General features: G+C 62.8%; 16 protein-coding genes. 9 read left to right on the top strand and 7 right to left on the bottom strand.

The genetic code is table 11. From position 1 onward, the window contains the following. Positions 1-15: 15 nt before the first annotated feature. Positions 16-1047 (bottom strand): phosphate ABC transporter substrate-binding protein PstS, encoded by a 1032-nt coding sequence (gene pstS / locus CAF70_RS04010; RefSeq protein ID WP_085622275.1) that lies wholly within the window; start codon positions 1045-1047, stop codon positions 16-18. A 267-nt stretch (positions 1048-1314) separates the two neighbouring features. Here pstS and CAF70_RS04015 point away from each other — a divergent pair, with 267 nt between their 5' ends. The 3 genes from CAF70_RS04015 to CAF70_RS04025 all read left to right on the top strand — a co-directional run bounded on the left by CAF70_RS04015 (position 1315) and on the right by CAF70_RS04025 (position 4604). Next, entirely contained in the window at positions 1315-1692 is a 378-nt protein-coding gene (locus CAF70_RS04015) for a termination factor Rho (protein WP_085622273.1), read from the top strand. 385 nt (positions 1693-2077) lie between these two features. Continuing rightward, positions 2078-2953, top strand: a complete 876-nt coding sequence (locus CAF70_RS04020) for a universal stress protein (protein WP_085622271.1) — start codon at positions 2078-2080, stop codon at positions 2951-2953. 424 nt (positions 2954-3377) lie between these two features. Next, entirely contained in the window at positions 3378-4604 is a 1227-nt protein-coding gene (locus CAF70_RS04025) for an MFS transporter (RefSeq protein WP_085622269.1), read from the top strand. Between the two features lie 17 nt (positions 4605-4621). Here the strand turns inward: CAF70_RS04025 and CAF70_RS04030 are convergent, their stop codons facing one another. Then, positions 4622-5194, bottom strand: coding sequence for a hypothetical protein (locus tag CAF70_RS04030; protein ID WP_256573252.1), 573 nt, complete (start codon positions 5192-5194; stop codon positions 4622-4624). 66 nt (positions 5195-5260) lie between these two features. After that, positions 5261-6022 (bottom strand): hypothetical protein, encoded by a 762-nt coding sequence (locus CAF70_RS04035; RefSeq protein WP_256573251.1) that lies wholly within the window; start codon positions 6020-6022, stop codon positions 5261-5263. Positions 6023-6308: 286 nt separating this feature from the next. Between CAF70_RS04035 and CAF70_RS04040 the strand changes: the two genes are divergently transcribed. The 3 genes from CAF70_RS04040 to CAF70_RS04050 all read left to right on the top strand — a co-directional run bounded on the left by CAF70_RS04040 (position 6309) and on the right by CAF70_RS04050 (position 9164). Beyond that, positions 6309-8150, top strand: coding sequence for a potassium transporter Kup (locus CAF70_RS04040; RefSeq protein WP_143491540.1), 1842 nt, complete (start codon positions 6309-6311; stop codon positions 8148-8150). A gap of 98 nt (positions 8151-8248) precedes the next feature. Then, entirely contained in the window at positions 8249-8698 is a 450-nt protein-coding gene (locus CAF70_RS27825; protein WP_085622265.1) for a hypothetical protein, read from the top strand. A gap of 133 nt (positions 8699-8831) precedes the next feature. Continuing rightward, positions 8832-9164, top strand: a complete 333-nt coding sequence (locus tag CAF70_RS04050; protein WP_085622264.1) for a hypothetical protein — start codon at positions 8832-8834, stop codon at positions 9162-9164. A gap of 85 nt (positions 9165-9249) precedes the next feature. Here the strand turns inward: CAF70_RS04050 and CAF70_RS04055 are convergent, their stop codons facing one another. Both CAF70_RS04055 and CAF70_RS04060 read right to left on the bottom strand, forming a co-directional pair. Next, positions 9250-9954: an SDR family oxidoreductase gene (locus CAF70_RS04055; RefSeq protein WP_085622262.1), complete on the bottom strand. Its 705-nt coding sequence runs from the start codon at positions 9952-9954 to the stop codon at positions 9250-9252. Positions 9955-10043: 89 nt separating this feature from the next. Next, positions 10044-10949 carry a LysR substrate-binding domain-containing protein gene (locus CAF70_RS04060; protein WP_085622260.1) on the bottom strand — a complete coding sequence of 302 codons (906 nt, stop codon included), beginning with the start codon at positions 10947-10949 and terminating at the stop codon, positions 10044-10046. Between the two features lie 222 nt (positions 10950-11171). Here CAF70_RS04060 and CAF70_RS04065 point away from each other — a divergent pair, with 222 nt between their 5' ends. Continuing rightward, on the top strand, positions 11172-12416 hold the full coding sequence (locus CAF70_RS04065; protein ID WP_085622258.1) for a DUF1835 domain-containing protein: 1245 nt from the start codon (positions 11172-11174) through the stop codon (positions 12414-12416). A gap of 182 nt (positions 12417-12598) precedes the next feature. Here the strand turns inward: CAF70_RS04065 and CAF70_RS04070 are convergent, their stop codons facing one another. Further along, positions 12599-14098 carry a PLP-dependent aminotransferase family protein gene (locus tag CAF70_RS04070; protein ID WP_085622256.1) on the bottom strand — a complete coding sequence of 500 codons (1500 nt, stop codon included), beginning with the start codon at positions 14096-14098 and terminating at the stop codon, positions 12599-12601. 78 nt (positions 14099-14176) lie between these two features. On the opposite strand from CAF70_RS04070, the gene CAF70_RS04075 reads away from it, so the two are divergent. Further along, positions 14177-15865, top strand: a complete 1689-nt coding sequence (locus CAF70_RS04075; RefSeq protein ID WP_143491534.1) for an NAD(P)H dependent flavin oxidoreductase family protein — start codon at positions 14177-14179, stop codon at positions 15863-15865. A gap of 46 nt (positions 15866-15911) precedes the next feature. Further along, positions 15912-16388: a GNAT family N-acetyltransferase gene (locus tag CAF70_RS04080; protein WP_085622252.1), complete on the top strand. Its 477-nt coding sequence runs from the start codon at positions 15912-15914 to the stop codon at positions 16386-16388. Here the strand turns inward: CAF70_RS04080 and dapA are convergent. Continuing rightward, a complete protein-coding gene (gene dapA, locus CAF70_RS04085; protein ID WP_085622250.1) occupies positions 16374-17240 on the bottom strand; it encodes a 4-hydroxy-tetrahydrodipicolinate synthase in 867 nt (288 codons plus the stop codon). The genes CAF70_RS04080 and dapA overlap by 15 nt on opposite strands. Positions 17241-17270 lie beyond the last annotated feature (30 nt).

Consider the following 17270-nt stretch of genomic DNA (forward strand, 5'->3'; position numbering starts at 1 on the left):
GAGCGCCTGGGCGTGTTACTGGATGTTGGCGGACGCTTTGCGCACCTGATCGACAACCGACGGTGGCAGCGGGATGTAGCCCATCGAGTCGGCGATCTTCTGGCCTTCGGTCAGGCTGTACTCGACCATGTCGCGCATGGCCTTGGCCTTGGCCGGGTTACCGTTGTCCTTGCGGAAGATCATCCAGGTGTAGGAAGTGATCGGGTACGACTTGGCACCGTCCGGGTCAGGCAGCCAGGCCACCAGGTTTTCCGGCATGTTCACCGCTGCCAGTGCCTCGGCACCGCTCTCGGCGTTCGGCACGACGTATTGGCCGGCCTTGTTCTGCAGCTGGGCGAAGTCGACCTTGGCCAGCTTGGCGAAGCCGTATTCGATGTAGCCGATGGCGCCTGGCGTCTGGCGGACGGTGGCGGTTACGCCGTCGTTCTTCGGCGACTTGATGAACTTGTCGCTGGCCGGCCAGTTGACGGTGTTGCCTTCACCCAGCGCTTGCTGGAAGTCGGCGTTGATGGCCGACAGGTGCTTGGTGAATACCGCAGTGGTACCGCTGGAATCGGCACGCACGACCACGGTGATCGGCGTGGCTGGCAGTTTCAGCTCAGGGTTGGCCGCGACGATTTGCGGGTCGTTCCACTGGGTGATCTTGCCGAGGAAGATGTTGGAGTACACATCGCGTGGCAGCTTCAGCCCTTTCGGGTTGCCTGGCAGGTTGTAGGCCAGGACGATCTCGCCAGCGGTCATTGGCAGCAACTGGACGCCCTCGCCGACCTTGGCGATTTCTTCAGCTTTCATTGCCGAGTCGCTGGCGGCGAAGTCGACGGTTTTATTCAGAAAGTCCTGAACCCCCGCCCCACTGCCCTTGGACTGGTAGTCAACGGTGACACCGTCGGTTTCCTTGCTGAAGGCCTTGAACCAGGTCAGGTAGATGGGTGCAGGGAAACTGGCACCGGAACCGGTCAGGCGGACGTTCTCTGCGGCAAAGGATGCCGAAGTGGCGCAAAGAGAAACGGCAACGGCGAGTGCAGCAGACTTCATCAGGCGTATCATCGAAAAGCGCTCCGTGTGATGGCCGGCACACTTTGCAGCAGCAATGTTACAGCTTTGTGACCAATGAATTGCAGGCCGCACGGTAGAGCCTTCCTGGTGCGCCATCATGGCAGCACCAGAAGCTGGCTCAACCCTAAGGCCTCGATGTGTCGGTTGAATGACGGTTTCCAGCAGGCAACTGGCTTGGGCACCACTCGTCGATTGACGGGCACTCTGGCGTTGCCCCGGCATTCAACCGCTCATGCACACCAGACGGGAGTGAATGCCATGCCACGCGGCGACAAGGACAAATACACCGACAAGCAGAAGCGCAAGGCTGAACATATAGAGGAAAGCTACGAGCACAAAGGCGTGCCAAAAGACCAGGCCGAAGCGCGCGCCTGGGCCACCGTCAACAAGCAGTCCGGGGGAGGTGAGAAAAAAGGAGGCTCGGGGCAATCCACATCTTCCAGCGAAAAGAAAACTGCCCGCTCTGACTCCGCCAAACGTGCAGCGAAGTCACGCCAGGGTCATTCCCGCACATCGGACAGCTCGCTGGAAACCCAGAGCAAGCAAAGCCTGATGAAAGAAGCGCGCAGCAAAGACATCAAAGGGCGTTCCACCATGACCAAGGCAGAATTGGTGGAAGCGCTCAGACACGCATGACACAAAGCCCGGCAGGCGCGGTCCCTGAAGGAGCGGCTTTAGCCGCGAAGAATCCAGCGCGGTGCATGGCACCGGCTGTGTCGGTATTTGCGGTTCAAACCCAAAGCAATTCCTGCCGACCCGCTGACTCGGCAAAGAATGCTGGCGGCGTTCGAACAGGGCTATCCGCCGAATTCGCCTCTGCGCGGGTAAGCCTGCTCTACCTATAATGCGCAAAAGTGGTCAACCCGAGCTCGGGGCCTCACTCCATTGATGCACGTCAAGCCGCCGGGCCGGGTTCGCGCGACGATGGTTGTTAGCAAGGAACGTATCGACAACCGCCATGCACCGTGCTCAAGGCTATCGCCATCGATCACCGTGCGCGGCTTTGGACAAGGAGCCCCACATGAGCCAACTTAACCACGTACTGGTAGCCACCGACCTGTCCACCTCCGCCCGCAACGCGGCAGAACGCGCTGCATATCTGAGCAAGGCGCAACAGGCATCACTGGACCTGCTGTACGTTGCCAACCCGGCCCCCTTCGAGCGCCTGAAGCAGTTGGCGGCACCGGGTGACGATCTGCTGAAGCGGGTACTGGATACCGCAGGCGAAAAAATTCGTGCACTGGCTGCAATGCTGTTCCAGCGCTATGACATCGCCGCTGGTGTGCAAGTCGCGCACGGCTCGGTGACCACGGAAATCACTCGTGTGGTACAGGACAAATGCAGCAACCTGCTGGTGTGCGGGGCGAAGGGCCAGAGCGTGATGCGGCGCCTGCTGCTGGGCTCCACTGTGCAGAAAATGCTGAACCGCATGCCCTGCCCTTTGCTGGTGGTGAAGCAGGCCCCCCGCGATGCGTACCGCACTGTACTGGTTGCGGTGGATTTTTCTTCTTCGTCGCAGCGCGCCATCGCACTGGCAAAAGCCATTGCCCCACAGGCCGAGCTCATTCTGCTGCATGTGTACGAGGCGCCGTTCGAAAGCAGCATGCGCTTCGCCCACATCGATCACGACACCCTCACGCATTATCGCAATGTCATCCGCAAAGATGCGCTGAAGCAGCTTGCGGCGCTGAGCGAAAGCAGCGGCGTGGCCGATGCGCGGCAAATCGTCGTGCATGGTGACCCTGCCTGGCGAATTGCCGAGCAGGAGCAGGAGCTGGAATGCGACCTGATCGTGGTCGGCAAGCAAGGGGAAAGCGCCCTTGAAGAGCTGCTGATTGGCAGCGTCACCAAGCATGTGCTGAACGAATCCCAATGCGATGTGCTGGTGTCGCCATAGGGCCCACTGATGGGGAGGACGCTTGTGCGTCCTCCACCGAAGCCCGCACTATCCATGACGGCGCCTGCTTCGCGGGTAAACCCGCTCCCACAGCGGATCGCGCCAGCGTTCAGGTTGTGAGCAAGACCGCTGCGCCCCCAGGTCCTTTCTGGTCTCAAGCTGTACGCAAACCGGTGGGAGCGGGTTCACCCGCGAACACGGGCGAAGCCCGTGCCATCCTCCGCAGCACCTGCTTGCGGAACCTGTAGCATTACTCCCGGCCAACAGCGCGTGCCCTGCGCAAGGCGTTTCATCGATTGCGCTGATGATTATTATCGAGCGCCCCGCCTGTTGGCCTGGTAAAACGCCCCCTACAATCGCCAGCAAAATTTCCCCGCTCCTTGCGCCTGCCTCAGGCGCGATCCCCGTCTTGGAATCCAATACCATGCCAAGTGCCAGCCAGGCCCCTCGCGGCCGCCCCGAACATGATCAACAAAGCGTCAGCCAGCAGTGGCTGGCCATTCTCTCCGTCGCGGTCGGTGCCTTCGCCCTGGTGACCAGCGAGTTTCTGCCGGTGGGCGTACTCAACGATGTCGCCAGCGACCTCGGTATCAGCGCAGGCCAGGCCGGCCTGATGGTCACCCTGCCCGGCATCATGGCCGCCCTCGCCGCCCCGTTGCTGTCGGTAGGCATTGGCGCCCTGGACCGTCGCTACCTGCTGATCGGCCTGACGCTCATCATGATCATCGCCAACGCGGTGGTGGCCTACGCCAGCGACTTCGCCCTGCTGCTGTTCGGCCGCGTGCTGCTGGGCATCAGTATCGGCGGTTTCTGGGCAACGGCCATTGCCCTTAGCGGCCGCCTGGCGCCCAAAGGCGTGGGCGTGGCCCAGGCCACCTCGATCATCATGGTCGGCGTGACCCTGGCCACCGTGCTGGGCGTACCGGTAGGCACCTGGCTAAGCGGCCTGATGGGCTGGCGCATGACCTTCCTGGTAACCGCGCTACTGGGCGTACCGGTGCTGCTGGCTCAGGTCCTGTTGCTACCGCGGCTCAACCCGGACAAGGCCATTCGCATCAGCGACCTGCCGGCCCTGTTCATCAACCCACAAGCGCGGGTTGGCCTGATCGCCGTTTTGCTGATCGGCCTGGCGCACTTTGCCGCGTATACCTATGTCGCCCCGTTCTTCAAGCAAAGCTCCGGCTTCGATGGGCCGACCATTGGCTCGTTGCTGCTGCTCTATGGCGTGGCCGGGGTATTCGGCAATATCTTCGCCGGTTTCGCCGCCAATCGCAGCGTGCGCCATACCCTGCTGTTGGTGGCATTGATGATCGGCACCAGCACCGCCCTGTTCCCCCACTTCGCCACCGGCATGACCGGCGCCGCGATGCTGATCGGGCTGTGGGGTTTCGCCTTCGGCGCCTTCCCGGCCTGCGCCAGCATCTGGATGTTCGTCGTCGCGCCCAAGGATGTCGAACGCGGCATGCCGCTGTTCGTCGCCATGTTCCAGGTGATCATTGCGCTTGGCTCGTTCTTCGGCGGGCGGATCGTCGACCAGCTGGGCAGTTCGGTACTGTTGAGCCTGGCCACGGCCCTGGTGGGATGCGGTTTCGCTACCGTACTGGTGCTGGGCCGCAACGTCAGCAACAGCCTGGCGGCCCAACCTGGCTGACCACTTACATCAGCCATTCAACGGGACGTCTCCACTTTCAACACTTCGGTGTGTATTGCATCAACTGTCTGCCCCACCTGCAGTTGCGGGATCAACGCCTGCCCCTTGGGATCATTCACCGTGATGACTTGCTCGTTGCCATCCGGCTTGAGCACGGTCACCCGGTGGTTGGGCGCGTCGATGCTGGCGATTTTCGACGTCAGCGTGACGGTCCGGTACACCTCACCTGCCGGCAGGCTGCCGGGGTCGGCGCGGTTGATCCAGGCATCATTACTGACACTTGGCTCACCGCCGACGCTGGTTTCAAGAACATAATCGATCGAGCGGGTGATGCGCATGTCTACCTTGTCCCCGACCTGCAGGTTGCGCGCGGCCTTGGCCTGGTCGGTGAGCTGGATGGCAATCGGGCGCTTGTCGAGGCCCTCGATGGTGACCTGGTACTTGTCGGGGTCGACAGCCAATACCCGGGTTTCAAAGCGCTCGCTTACCGCGTCGCTGGCCAAGGGCATTTCGGCAGCATGTGCGGCCAGTCCCGCACTCACGAGCGACACGAAGGTAAAAGCGAACACATGGCGGTGCGATCGTTTCATGAACCAGCTTCTCCAGAAAGTGATAGCAGGCAGCACGAAGCCTCGCGCCGCCGCCCCGACAAGATTTCAGAACTGCCAGATAGGCCCGTGGGTGCCGAAGCAGGCATTTTCCAGCGTATCGCTGCGCACGCCATGCTGGGTGACCGTGCCCCACTCGTTGACTTCGAAGATGAGCTGTGGCTCGCGCGCCTTGCCATTGCGCACATGGACGCTGTCGTAGACCTTGATGCCCTTGCCCGCGCTGGCAACACGCGTCTCGACCCAGGCGTTCGGCTCGTTGGCATTCTCCAGGCGTGCCAGCAACGCGTTATGCAATGGCAGGTAACGGCCGTCCATGGCCCGGCAGTCGATATTGATGCCCCTGACCGTATGCTCGGCCTGCGCCGTGCTGAAATGCAGCCGCGCACCAAAATCACGCTGCAAGCGCTGCACATAGGTCAGGCCATCACCAGCTGCCGTCTTGGTCAGTGAAGTGATTTCGGGTTTTCTTCGCAGGTCCTGCCGGCAGAGTGCTTCGCGCAGGTAATAACGATGGGAAACATGCTCCCCGGACGGTTTGTGCTTCGCAGAAAGCACAAGCACATTGCCCTCTTCGAACAGCATCGAAGTTTCCGCGCCATAGTCGCTGGCAGGGTTCCAGACAGTTGCCGGCAGGCCCGAAGCCAATGCCACACATTGTGGCCCCGACGACGTGGCGCGAAGTTCGTAGAGCGGAGACTGGAGAAAGGCGCTTGGCGTATCGGCACACACCGAACCGGCCAGCGAAGCAAGTACCGAAAAACAGGTTCCGAGAATTGGGAAAGTTCGCTTCACGATGCGCTCATGCACGATTAAGTTGTCGAAAAGAGCATAGGATGCCTTTCTATCTTCTGTAACTTTTTCTTCACTCGACCCGGGCAGCGACTGGCCGCCATCGACCGAGGCGCCTGGGCATGGCGCATGACTATTTTTTTACGCATTTTTTACGACTGGCCCGACAGCCTGAAGCAATACTGGGCGCGCGATGCCCAGGGATGGCATGCACTTTTTACCCGCCCGTCCAGAGAAGCCCTTCGTGAGCCAGTCCACCGCCATCGCAAATCAATCCCTTCCCGGCAAGTCCAACTCCATCGGTATGCTCGTCGCCGCTGTCGGCGTGGTGTATGGCGACATTGGCACCAGCCCGCTGTACACCCTCAAGGAAGTATTCGCCGGGCACTACGGTGTGCAGGCCAACATTGCCGGTGTACTGGGCGTTTTGTCGCTGGTGTTCTGGTCGTTGCTGTGGGTGGTGTCGCTCAAGTACGTGCTGTTCATCCTGCGTGCCGACAACCAGGGCGAAGGCGGCATCATGGCCCTGACCGCCCTGGCCCATCGGGCGGCGGCGCCTTACCAGCGGCTGGGCAAGGTGCTGGTGCTGCTCGGCTTGTTCGGCGCTGCGCTGTTTTACGGCGACAGCATGATCACCCCGGCGATTTCCGTGCTGTCAGCCGTCGAGGGGCTGCAACTGGCCTTCGACGGAATCGAGCATTGGGTCGTGCCGCTGTCGGTGGTGGTGCTGGTGGCGCTGTTCGTGATCCAGAAGCACGGCACCGCGCGCATCGGCATCCTCTTCGGGCCGATCATGGTGCTGTGGTTCATCGTGCTGGGTGCGCTGGGGCTGCATGGCATCGTCCAGCGCCCGGAAGTACTGCAGGCGCTCAACCCGGTGTGGGCGGTGAAGTTCTTCCTGCTGCACCCGGGCATGGGCGTGGCGATTCTGGGCGCGGTGGTACTGGCCCTGACCGGCGCCGAAGCGCTGTACGCCGACATGGGGCACTTTGGCCGCAAGCCGATTGCCCGGGCCTGGTTCCTGCTGGTGCTGCCCGGCCTGGTGCTGAACTACTTCGGCCAGGGCGCGTTGATCCTCGGCGACCCTCAGGCAGTACGCAACCCGTTCTATCTACTGGCGCCCGAATGGGCACTGCTGCCCATGGTCGGGCTGGCCACCCTGGCCACCATCATCGCGTCCCAGGCTGTTATCTCAGGTGCCTTCTCGCTGACGCGCCAGGCCATCCAGCTAGGGTACGTACCGCGCATGTTCATCCAGCACACCTCCAGCGAGGAACAGGGGCAGATCTACATTGGCATGGTGAACTGGGCGCTGATGGTGGGCGTGGTGCTGCTGGTGGTCGGCTTCGAGTCGTCCGGGGCACTTGCGGCAGCCTATGGCGTAGCCGTGACCGGGACCATGCTGATTACCACGCTGCTGGCTTCGGCGGTGGTGCTGTTGCTGTGGAAGGCACCACGCTGGCTGGCTGTGCCGATGCTGCTGGCGTTCCTGCTGGTCGACAGCCTGTATTTTGCCGCCAATGCGCCAAAAATCCTCCAGGGCGGCGCATTCCCGGTGATTGCAGGCTTGGCACTGTTCGTGCTGATGACCACCTGGAAGCGCGGGCGCAGGATGATCGTGGAGCGGCTGGACGAGAGTTCGCTGCCGCTGGACCTGTTCATCGCCAGCCACAAGGCCCAGCCGCCTCACCGCGTGAGCGGTACTGCCGTGTTCCTGTCCGCCAGGCCCGAGGCGGTGCCCCACGCCCTGCTGCACAACCTGCTGCATAACCAGGTGCTGCATGAGCAGGTGGTGCTGCTGACCGTGGTGTTCGAGGATGAGCCACGGGTCAACGCCGGCAAGCGCTACGAGGTCGAGGCTTTTGGTGACGGGTTCTTCCGTATGAACCTGCATTTCGGCTTCATGGAAGAGCCCGACGTGCCGTTGGCATTGAGCCGCTGCCAGGGTTCGGACCTGGAGTTCGGCCCCATGCGCACCACCTATTTTCTCAGCCGGGAGACGGTCATTGCCGGCAAGCAGATGGGCATGGCCCGCTGGCGGGAGCACTTGTTTGCCTTCCTGCTGAAGAATGCCAACAGCAACCTGAAGTACTTCCAGCTGCCGCTGAACCGGGTGATCGAGCTGGGTACTCAGGTCGAGATCTGAGCAGGCATGATCCTTCTGTCAGGACAATAGAACTTGCACAGCCGCCGCATGTCTTATCAGCAGCTGAGCTCTACCTGCGCCGTTGGAGGCGAAACAACATGAAAAAAACCTTGGTAGCCGTGTTTGCGTGTGCTCTGGCATTCGGCGCAACGGCAATGTTACCTGCCGATATATCGCCGATGGGTTCCGCATATGCCAAAGGTGGCGGTGGCGGTGGCGGCCACGGTGGTGGTGGTGGCCACGGCGGCGGCAATGGCGGTGGACGTGGTGCCGGCATGGGTGGTGGGCACAACGGCACTGGCAATGGTGCAGGCCTGGCGGGTGATCATGCCGGCAAGGCTACGCGCGATCACGGCGTGAGCGGCAAACATTATGGAAGCTCACGCAACCAGGACAATGGCCACGGTACCACTACCTCAGGCATTGCCCAGTCCAAAGATACTCGCGGCTTGACGAAATCCACCGCTATCTCGGGTACTACACCCGGTGATCATAATGCCAAGGGGCTGAGCGGCGCGGTACAAAACTCTACGAAGAACGATCGATGAGTGAAGGCTGCCAGGCGCTTGAAGTGCCTGGCAGCCAACTGCATCGAACGGCTGCGCACTGCGGAACTTGGAAGGCAACCTTATGTCGTATCCGCACCCAAGCTCTCCCTGCGCCTTCTGGAGGCGAACAAACATGAAAAAAACCCTCGTAGCCGTCTTTACCTGTGCCCTGGCGTTCGGCGCAACTGCATTGTTGCCTGCTGATGTTTCGCCGATCGGCACCGCATATGCCAAAGGCGGTGGCAACGGCGGCGGACACGGTGGCGGCAGGGGTGGCTTCAACGGCAATGGCGCCGGCTACGAGAGTGACCATGCCGGCAAGGCCACCCGCAACCATGGCGAAAGCGGCAATCACTATGGAAGCTTGCGCAACGATGACAACGGCCGTGGTACCACCCGGTCAGCCATTGCCAATTCCAAGGAGCACAGCAAGCCAGGGCGCTCCTCTTCGAAGCATGGTTGGTAACTGAAAGCGCGCGCAGGCTTACTCCCACAGGTATGGCGCATTGCTTTGGCAAGACAGGTGCTCCCCTGCCCAAGCCCCGCGGAGGTCAGACACTGCGCGTCAGGCCACCATCAACCTTGATGTTCTGCCCGGTGATATAAGCCGCCCCGTCGCTGGCCAGGAATGCAATGGTGGCGGCAATTTCCTCGCTGGTGCCATAGCGCCTGAGCGGTACGCTGTCGCGCCGCTGCTCAGTGGCTGGCAGGCTGTCGATCCAGCCAGGCAGTACGTTGTTGATGCGCACGTTGTCCGCGGCATAGGTGTCGGCGAAGATCTTGCTGAACGCCGCCAGGCCCGAGCGGAACACCGCCGATGTGGGGAACATTTCGTTGGGTTCGAAGGCCCAGGCGGTAGAGATGTTGATGATCACTCCGGCCTTCTGCCGTTGCATGATTGGCGTGACCAGGCGCGCCGGGCGGATGACATTGAGCAGGTACGTGTCCATGCCCTTGTGCCAGTCTTCGTCGCTGATCTCCAGGATCGGCGCGCGCGGGCCGTGACCGGCGCTGTTGACCAGCACATCGACGCGCCCCCACTTCCCCACCACGGCATCCACCAGCCGCTGCAGGTCTTCGACCGACTGGTTGCTGCCGGTAACACCGATACCGCCCAGCTCGTTGGCCAGCGCTTCGCCCTTGCCAGAGGACGACAGAATGCCGACCTTGAAGCCGTCGGCGGCCAGGCGACGTGCTGCTGCTGCGCCCATGCCGCTGCCACCGGCGGTGATGATGGCTACTTTTTCCCCAGACATATTGCCTCCTTCGGCGATGGAACCCTGTGTTTGCAAGTGCATTCACACTAGCAGCCACACAGCTGTGGAGGGAGGCAGCCGGACTTCGTCTAGCCAGTAGATTTTCTTTCGTCAGCCTGGGCCTTGAGCCACGCCCTGACGATTTGCAGCGCTGCTGGCGACTGGCCCTTGCGCGGCCATACCAGGTAGAACGCCTTGTCCAGCCGCAATTGCTGAGGGAACACCTGCACCAATCGGCCCGCAGCGATGTCGTCGCTGACAAAGGCACGGCTGGCCAGCGTGATGCCCTGTCCGCCAATGGCAGCTTCGATGGCCAGCGAGGTCTGGTTGAAGCGCACGGTCTTCGCCGTGGGTGCCGGGTGGCCAGGGAACACCGCGGCGCAGAACTGCGGCCAGAAGTTGTGCGCATCGTGCAACGCCACATAGCGCTGCAAGGCGGCAAAACCCTCTGGCCAGCCCACTTCGGCCAACAGCGCCGGGCTTGCCACCGCGACCACCGGCTGCTCCATCAGCAACTCGGCGTTCAGCCCGGTACCGAACGGCGGCTGCCCATAACGCACGGCCAGGTCCACACCATCGGTATGAAAGTGCGAAAGCCGGTCGGTGGCCAGTACCCGCAGGTCAATCTCGGGGTTGCGCTCGGCAAAGTGCCCTAACTTGGGGATCAGCCATTTCGAAGCGAAGGTTGGCGTTACGCTGACCGTGAGATGGGAAGGTGCCGGGCGCAGCAGCCGCGTGGCTTCGTCGATCATCGCCAAGGCGCTGCGCACGCTGGTGCTATAGGCATGCCCGGCATCGGTCAGGCCAAGGCCGCGTGGCAAACGCTCGAACAGGCGCACCTCCAGGCCGGCCTCCAGCCCGCGAATCTGTTGGGCAACGGCGGCCTGGGTGACGCCGAGCTCCTCGGCAGCCAGGCGAAAGTTCAAGTGACGCGCTACCACTTCAAACACCCGTAGCGCATTGAGTGAGGGCAACCCGGGAAAACCTGCAGGCATGGCGATGATTTTTCTATTGGCTGATCAGCAGCTTTGCACCGAGGCTATCCTCATCGGCCGAGGAAGTCGATGCTTTGCAGTCGCTCGCATTACCCGGTAAAGTCAGCGCCAGGGCGCTGGCTGCGCCTGCGGTCCGCGCGAAGGGGTTGCCCGAGCCATGCGTCATCACATTTCCATACCAGCTCCCGGCTTGTCGGCGGACCGAGCCCCAAAGGAGTTGGCATGTCAACCATCAACGCATCCCGCCACCACGGCCTGCTCGACCTGCCCGCCTTGCGCAAACGCGCCAAGCGCTTGCTCAGCGCCCTGAAAAACCACGCAGCGGACGACACCCGCGAGCAGCTACGCGCGCTCGGTTTGCCTGGCCCTGACTACCGGCTTGCCGATACTCAATGGCTGGTGGCCCGCGAGGCCGGCTTTGCCAGCTGGCCCAAGCTCAAGGCGCATGCCGATGCCGTCGCTTTCGCGGCACGCCACCCGGGCTTCACCGCCGATGACGAGGCTGCCGTGCAGCATTGGCGCTGCGGCAACGACATCGCCCACAGTTTGCGCACGGCCGGTTTTGCCGGTGCCTTCCAGATGTTCGACGACCCCATGGTCATGGGGCCCGTGCCCGCATTGCCCGAGCAGCAGTATTGGCAGGTCCGCACCGCTTACCTACAGCAGGCGTTCAACCTGGGCGCCGAGGACATCGAGCAGCGCCAAGCGGCACAGCGCAGCGCCCTGGCCGGGTTGAACAGTGACAGCAAGCTCGTGCTGTGGTGCGAGGGTGACGCTTACGACCAGCTGTTCCTGATCCGCGTGCTTGCCAGCCTGCCCAGCCTGCCGCGCCGGTTGGAGCTGATCGAAATCAGCCAGGTACCTGGCGTCGAGCGCTTCATCGGTATCGGCCAGCTGGCCCCGGACCTGCTTGCCTGGCTATGGCCGCAACGTCGCGCGCTGGGTGAGGAGGCACTGGCCCTGGCCCGCCAGGCCTGGGCGGCCTATACCGCGCCTGACCCGAGGGGCTGGGCTGCCCTGGCGGGCCTCCAGCATGCGGCGTTGCCGTTGCTGGGCCGGGCCCTGGCGCGGCAACTGCAGGAACTGCCGGGGGCGAACGACGGTTTGAGTCTCACGGAGCGCCTGCTGTTGCGCGTTCTGGCGTCACGCGGCGAGCTGCCGGCCGGACGTGTGTTTGCCCAGTTGATGATGGAGGATGAACCGCTGCCTTACCTGGGCGACCTGATGTTCCATGTTCTGCTGCAGCCTCTGATCCATGCGCCGCACCCGCTGCTGCTGGAGGGCCCGGGCGAGTCCTGGGCACAACGGCCGTTGCGGCTGACCGCGCTTGCCGAACAGGTGCTCGCCGGGCAGGCGCACTGGCTTGACCACAGCCCTGCGCCGCGCTGGGTGGGCGGAGTGCTTGTCGATGCCGCGGACAGGCCCTGGGTGGTCAGCGAACAAGGCGAAGTGTGGCAGCGCAAATAGCCCGCTCAAGCCTGATCAGGCAACGCGGGGGATGGCACCGGCGTTGCCGGTGTTCGCGGGCATGCCCGCTCCCACAGAACAACACATGACTCATTGGTTTAGTGAGGTTCTGTGGGAGCAGCCTAGTGCTGCTCCTGCAAAGGGATTGCGCCAGCTTTCAATGTTTGAGCAAGACCGTTGCACTACAGGACCGATGTTGCAATCGCCTTCGCCGCTTGCGCCAAACGTTGCACAGCCAGCCGGATTTCATCCATGTCCAGTGAGGCGAACCCGAGGCGCAAGGCATTTTCCGCCTGACCGAACGGCGAAAACTGCCGGCCGCTGCGTACCACCAGGTCCAACTCCAACGCCTTGCCAACCAACTGATCCACATCGATCCCGTCAGCAAACCTCACCCACAGCGCCAGCCCACCTTCCGGTTCGCGCACGGTTACCTGCTCGCCAAAGGCATCACGCAAGCAAGCCAACAGAGCCTCCCGACGCCGGCGATACTCCCGGGCAACCCTTCGCAAGTGCTTCTTCAGTTCACCATCATTGATCAGGTCCGCCAGCATCTGCTGCATCACCGCATCGCCTTGCCCCAGGGTCAGCGTCGCCCTGCGCTCGAGCACCGCGATCACCTCTGCCGGTGCCACGATGAAACTGCAACGGAACGTACTGCCCAAGGACTTGGACAGTGAACCCATGTAGATCACGTGCCGCTGCTGACGGTCGCTGGCCAACGGCAGGTAAGGCCGCCCGGCAAAGTGGTACTCATGGTCGTAGTCTTCCTCGACCACGCAAAAGTCGTGCTGCCGCGCCAGTTCCAGCAATTGCTGCCGGCGCCCGGCAGGCAGGCTGACCGTGGTGGGGAACTGGTGATGGGGAGTGATGTACAGCATGCGTACCCTGTGCAGCCGGCACAGTGCATCGATCTGCTCGACCCGGCAGCCCTCGTCATCCAGGTCCACGGTGACCAGCCGGGCCCCCAGCTGGCGGAAGATCTCCCACGCGGGCGGATAGCTCAGCCGCTCGACCAGCACAACGTCACCGGGCTTGAGCAGCACGCTAGCCACCAGGTACAGCGACATCTGCACGCCCTGGGTCAGGCAGATATGCTCGGCGCCAACGTTCAGGCTGCGATTGTGCCGCAGCATGTCGGCCAGGGCGCTGCGCAGGTTATGGCTGCTGCACGCGCTGCCATGGCGCACGGTGTTGGCGGTGAAGCTGTTGCGCAAGGCATTACGGTAATAGCGGTGCAGGACGGTCTGCGGCAGCAGGCGGTGGTCACAGGCACCGTTGTCGAAGAACAGCGCCCCCGGCCGATCCTGCTGTGCGGCAGCCTGTTCGTTGGCCGTGAAGTAGGCAACGGCAGGCTCCTCTGGCAGCACCAGGGCGAAGGGCCGCGCGGCATCGGGCTCGGGCAGGGTGCCGATCGCCAGTTGCCGACTGACGAAGGTGCCGCGGCGTTGCACGCTTTCCAGCCAGCCTTTGGTCTCGGCTTCCTCGTAGGCGAGGATCACTGTCTTGCGATTGACGTTCAGCAGTTGCGCCATTTCCCGCGTTCCGGGTAACGGCGTGCCGGGGCGCAGGCGGCCCTCGGTGATCGCGGCGACCAGGCCCTCGACAATCTGCCTGTACGAAGCCTGCGGCTGCGCCCCGTCGAGCTTGAGCAGCGGCTGCCATTTTCGAAGCTGGACCATGTGAATTAACCAAAACTGGAGGTTCTACTGGTCCTGGACTATAGCAACAATCGAACCTCCATTTGCCCCGAGGTGCTCATGCAAAACCGCCATGTCATTGAAGTGTCGCCCTCGGGCAAAACCTTCGACGCCAGCCAGGAACTGCTGCTCGATGCCATGCTCGCCAGCGGCCTGCCGGTACCCTTCTCCTGCCGCCGCGGCGCCTGCGGGTCGTGCAAGGTCAAGGTGGTGTCAGGGCAGTACCGGGACACGCAGCGGGCGGCAGACACGCCCGCGCCCTGCTACCCTCTGGCAGCTGACGAAATGTTGCTGTGCCAGAGCCATGCCTGCACTGACATGTGCCTGGAAATTCCCGGCTGGTCCCTGGACACGCCGGCACTGGAAATCCACGCACAGGTTCGTGGCAAACGCGACCTTAGCGCCGATATCGTCGAACTGGTGCTGCAGCCTGCACAACCATTGGCGGTACGGGCGGGCCAATACGTACGCTTCCGGCTCGACAACGGTGACAGCCGCTGTTTTTCGATCGCCAACCTGCCCGCCCAAGACCAGGGGCAACTGGTGTTTCACATCCGCAAGGTCAGGGGCGGCCTGTTTACCGAACACCTGCTACCAAGCCTGCAGGCAGGTGACACCTTGAAGCTCGAAGGGCCGGTGGGTGCCTGCACCTGGCAGCACGAGGGCCAGCGCCCACTGGTGCTGTTCGCCACCGGTACGGGTTACGCCGGCATCAAGCCATTGCTGTTGACCGCCCTGGCAGGCGATGCCGAGGTCACGTTGTACTGGGGTGGCAGATCGAACGCGGACTTCTATGACCGTGAGTTTCTCGACCAGGCCAGCCGTGCACACGCTCACTTTCACTGGCACCCGGTGCTGTCGGACCAGGCGCGGGTGCAGCAGCTGGCGCTGGCCCAGGCCCATCGCTGGGCCGACACCCAGGTCTATGCCTGCGGCAATGCCGCGATGATCCGCCAGGCGCGCGAACAGTGCCTCGCGGCGGGCCTGCAGCCCCATCACTTTGTCGCCGAGGCTTTCGTTGCCAGCGGCGCACTGGCGCCCGAAGCGTCAACAGCCAGGCCATTGCACCCGGCGCTGGAAAAGGTCGGCCCGCGCTACTCGCCGGACGGCATGCTCGCGGCGCGCGAGCAGTCGGTAAGGGCCGTGGCGGCGATCGCCAGCCAGCTACAAGTCGGCATGACCACCGCCCAGGCGCTGGAGATGGCCGGGCAAACCTTGCAGGCGATGGGCGCATCGCACACCTGGCACCCCACCTACATCCGTTTTGGCGACGACACCATACGCACGCCGCGCCAAGGCATCGATCTGCAACGTACATTACGGCCCACGGATATCGTCGTGGTCGATGTCGGCCCGGTGTGGGATGGTTATGAGGGCGACTATGGCGACACCTTCGTGTTTGGCCAGCATGAGCTGCACCACGCCTGCGTCAAGGCGCTGCATGAAGTGTTCGAGGAAACCCGCCAGGCCTGGGGCCGTGGCCTGACCGGGCGCGAACTGTATGATTTCGCCGAGCGCAGTGCCCAGGCAAAAGGCTGGCAGCTGGAGCGCAACCTGGCCGGGCATCGCATCGCCGACTTCCCGCATGTTCTGTATGGGCAAGACAAACTGGCCGAGGTCGAAATCGTCCCGAGCGAGGTGGTGTGGGTGCTGGAGATTCAGTTGTGCCACCCTACCGAACCGGTCGGGGCATTTTTCGAGGATATCCTGGTCGGTGAAGTCGCCCTGGCGCGCTCCTTGACCCAGTAACAGGTTAAAGTTGGCAACAGGACAATGCCAGACACGGACGACTACCATGCACATACGCAAACTCACCCCGGACGACCTCCCTTACGCCAGCACCATGTGCCTGGACGCCTTCATGCAGGCGGTCGCGCCCGCGCTGTCGGCACAAGGCATCGAAACCTTCACCAAGGTGGCCGCGCCCCTGGCGTTTGCCGAGCGCATGCAGGGCGACAACCTGATACTGGTCTGCGTCGTGGAGGGTGTCATCGCGGGGTTGATCGAACTCAAGGAAGGCCGCCACGTGGCGATGCTGTTCATTGCACCAGGCAGGCAACGGCAAGGCATCGGCGCGCGCCTCATGAGCGCCGCGCTCGAGCATGCCAGGGCTGAAATCGTGACGGTCAGGGCATCGTTGTCTTCCGTGCCGGCCTACCAGCGCTACGGTTTCAACCTGGCAGGTCAAGTTGGCGAGTTCGCCGGACTGACCTACCAGCCGATGGAAATGCCCCTGCGGCCACGTGCTGCCGCCGTCTCAGGCGCCGAGTGAGTCCAGCACGCCTTGCAACTTGCCACGGGTGGTTTCCGTGCAGGCCTGCATGGGCTCACGCAGCTCGTCAGCAATCAGGTCTTGCGCCTGCAATGCCGCTTTGATCACGGCCGGGTTAGGCTCGGCAAAGGCCATTTTCATCCACGGCAGCAACTGGTAGAACGTGCCGCGTGCGGCTACCCAATCACCATGGTCGACCTGCTGCAACATCCGCACGTACAGGTCGGCCCGCACATGCGCCGAAGCCGAAATGGCCCCCGCACCGCCCAGGCACAGGTTGTTGAAGATCTGAATGTCTTCACCCGCCAAAACCTGGGCGTGGCCGTCCTGGATCAGCGCCATGGTGGTCTCGCTGTCACCGCTGCAGTCCTTGACCGCTGCGATGCGCGGGTGGCGCACGATGCGGCGCAGGGTTTCCCGCTCGATGCGCACCCCGGTACGGTAGGGAATGTCGTAGACGATCACCGGCACGCTGGCGGCATCCGCCACAGTATTGAAGAACGCCTCGATGCCGGCCTGCGAAGGCCGGATGTAGCAAGGTGCCGGGACCAGAAGCCCGCCAATGTCACGCCGCTGGATTTCAGCCTGGAAGGCCAGCAATTCGCGCAGGTTGTAACCCGACAGGCCCATCACCACCCTGCCCGGCTCCACCCAGGCCAGTACAGCATCCAGCACGGCCAGTTGCTCGGCCTTGGACAGCGCCGCCGCTTCGCCCGTGGTGCCGCACACCACAAACCCGGCCACCCCTTCTTCGAGCAGCTTCTTCACCAGTTTTTCCAGGCCGGCGAAGTCGATTTCATTGGCGCGCAATGGCGTGACAAGGGCGATCCAGATACCACGGAAATTCGACATGCAAAACTCCTGATGTTGACCGAAAGTCAG

Origin of the sequence: Pseudomonas sp. B19(2017), assembly GCF_002113165.1 — a bacterium.
Taxonomy (GTDB): domain Bacteria; phylum Pseudomonadota; class Gammaproteobacteria; order Pseudomonadales; family Pseudomonadaceae; genus Aquipseudomonas.

Excerpts from the sequence above, each read along its gene's own strand:
- CAF70_RS04015 (WP_085622273.1), top strand. The coding sequence starts at position 1,315 with ATGCCACGCGGCGACAAGGACAAATACACCGACAAGCAGAAGCGCAAG.
- CAF70_RS04070 (WP_085622256.1), bottom strand. The coding sequence starts at position 14,098 with ATGGTCCAGCTTCGAAAATGGCAGCCGCTGCTCAAGCTCGACGGGGCG.
- CAF70_RS04080 (WP_085622252.1), top strand. The coding sequence starts at position 15,912 with ATGCACATACGCAAACTCACCCCGGACGACCTCCCTTACGCCAGCACC.
- CAF70_RS04025 (WP_085622269.1), top strand. The coding sequence starts at position 3,378 with ATGCCAAGTGCCAGCCAGGCCCCTCGCGGCCGCCCCGAACATGATCAA.
- CAF70_RS04060 (WP_085622260.1), bottom strand. The coding sequence starts at position 10,949 with ATGCCTGCAGGTTTTCCCGGGTTGCCCTCACTCAATGCGCTACGGGTG.
- CAF70_RS04065 (WP_085622258.1), top strand. The coding sequence starts at position 11,172 with ATGTCAACCATCAACGCATCCCGCCACCACGGCCTGCTCGACCTGCCC.
- CAF70_RS04075 (WP_143491534.1), top strand. The coding sequence starts at position 14,177 with ATGCAAAACCGCCATGTCATTGAAGTGTCGCCCTCGGGCAAAACCTTC.
- pstS (WP_085622275.1), bottom strand. The coding sequence starts at position 1,047 with ATGATACGCCTGATGAAGTCTGCTGCACTCGCCGTTGCCGTTTCTCTT.
- CAF70_RS04055 (WP_085622262.1), bottom strand. The coding sequence starts at position 9,954 with ATGTCTGGGGAAAAAGTAGCCATCATCACCGCCGGTGGCAGCGGCATG.
- CAF70_RS04020 (WP_085622271.1), top strand. The coding sequence starts at position 2,078 with ATGAGCCAACTTAACCACGTACTGGTAGCCACCGACCTGTCCACCTCC.
- dapA (WP_085622250.1), bottom strand. The coding sequence starts at position 17,240 with ATGTCGAATTTCCGTGGTATCTGGATCGCCCTTGTCACGCCATTGCGC.
- CAF70_RS04040 (WP_143491540.1), top strand. The coding sequence starts at position 6,309 with ATGCTCGTCGCCGCTGTCGGCGTGGTGTATGGCGACATTGGCACCAGC.
- CAF70_RS04030 (WP_256573252.1), bottom strand. The coding sequence starts at position 5,194 with ATGAAACGATCGCACCGCCATGTGTTCGCTTTTACCTTCGTGTCGCTC.
- CAF70_RS04050 (WP_085622264.1), top strand. The coding sequence starts at position 8,832 with ATGAAAAAAACCCTCGTAGCCGTCTTTACCTGTGCCCTGGCGTTCGGC.
- CAF70_RS27825 (WP_085622265.1), top strand. The coding sequence starts at position 8,249 with ATGAAAAAAACCTTGGTAGCCGTGTTTGCGTGTGCTCTGGCATTCGGC.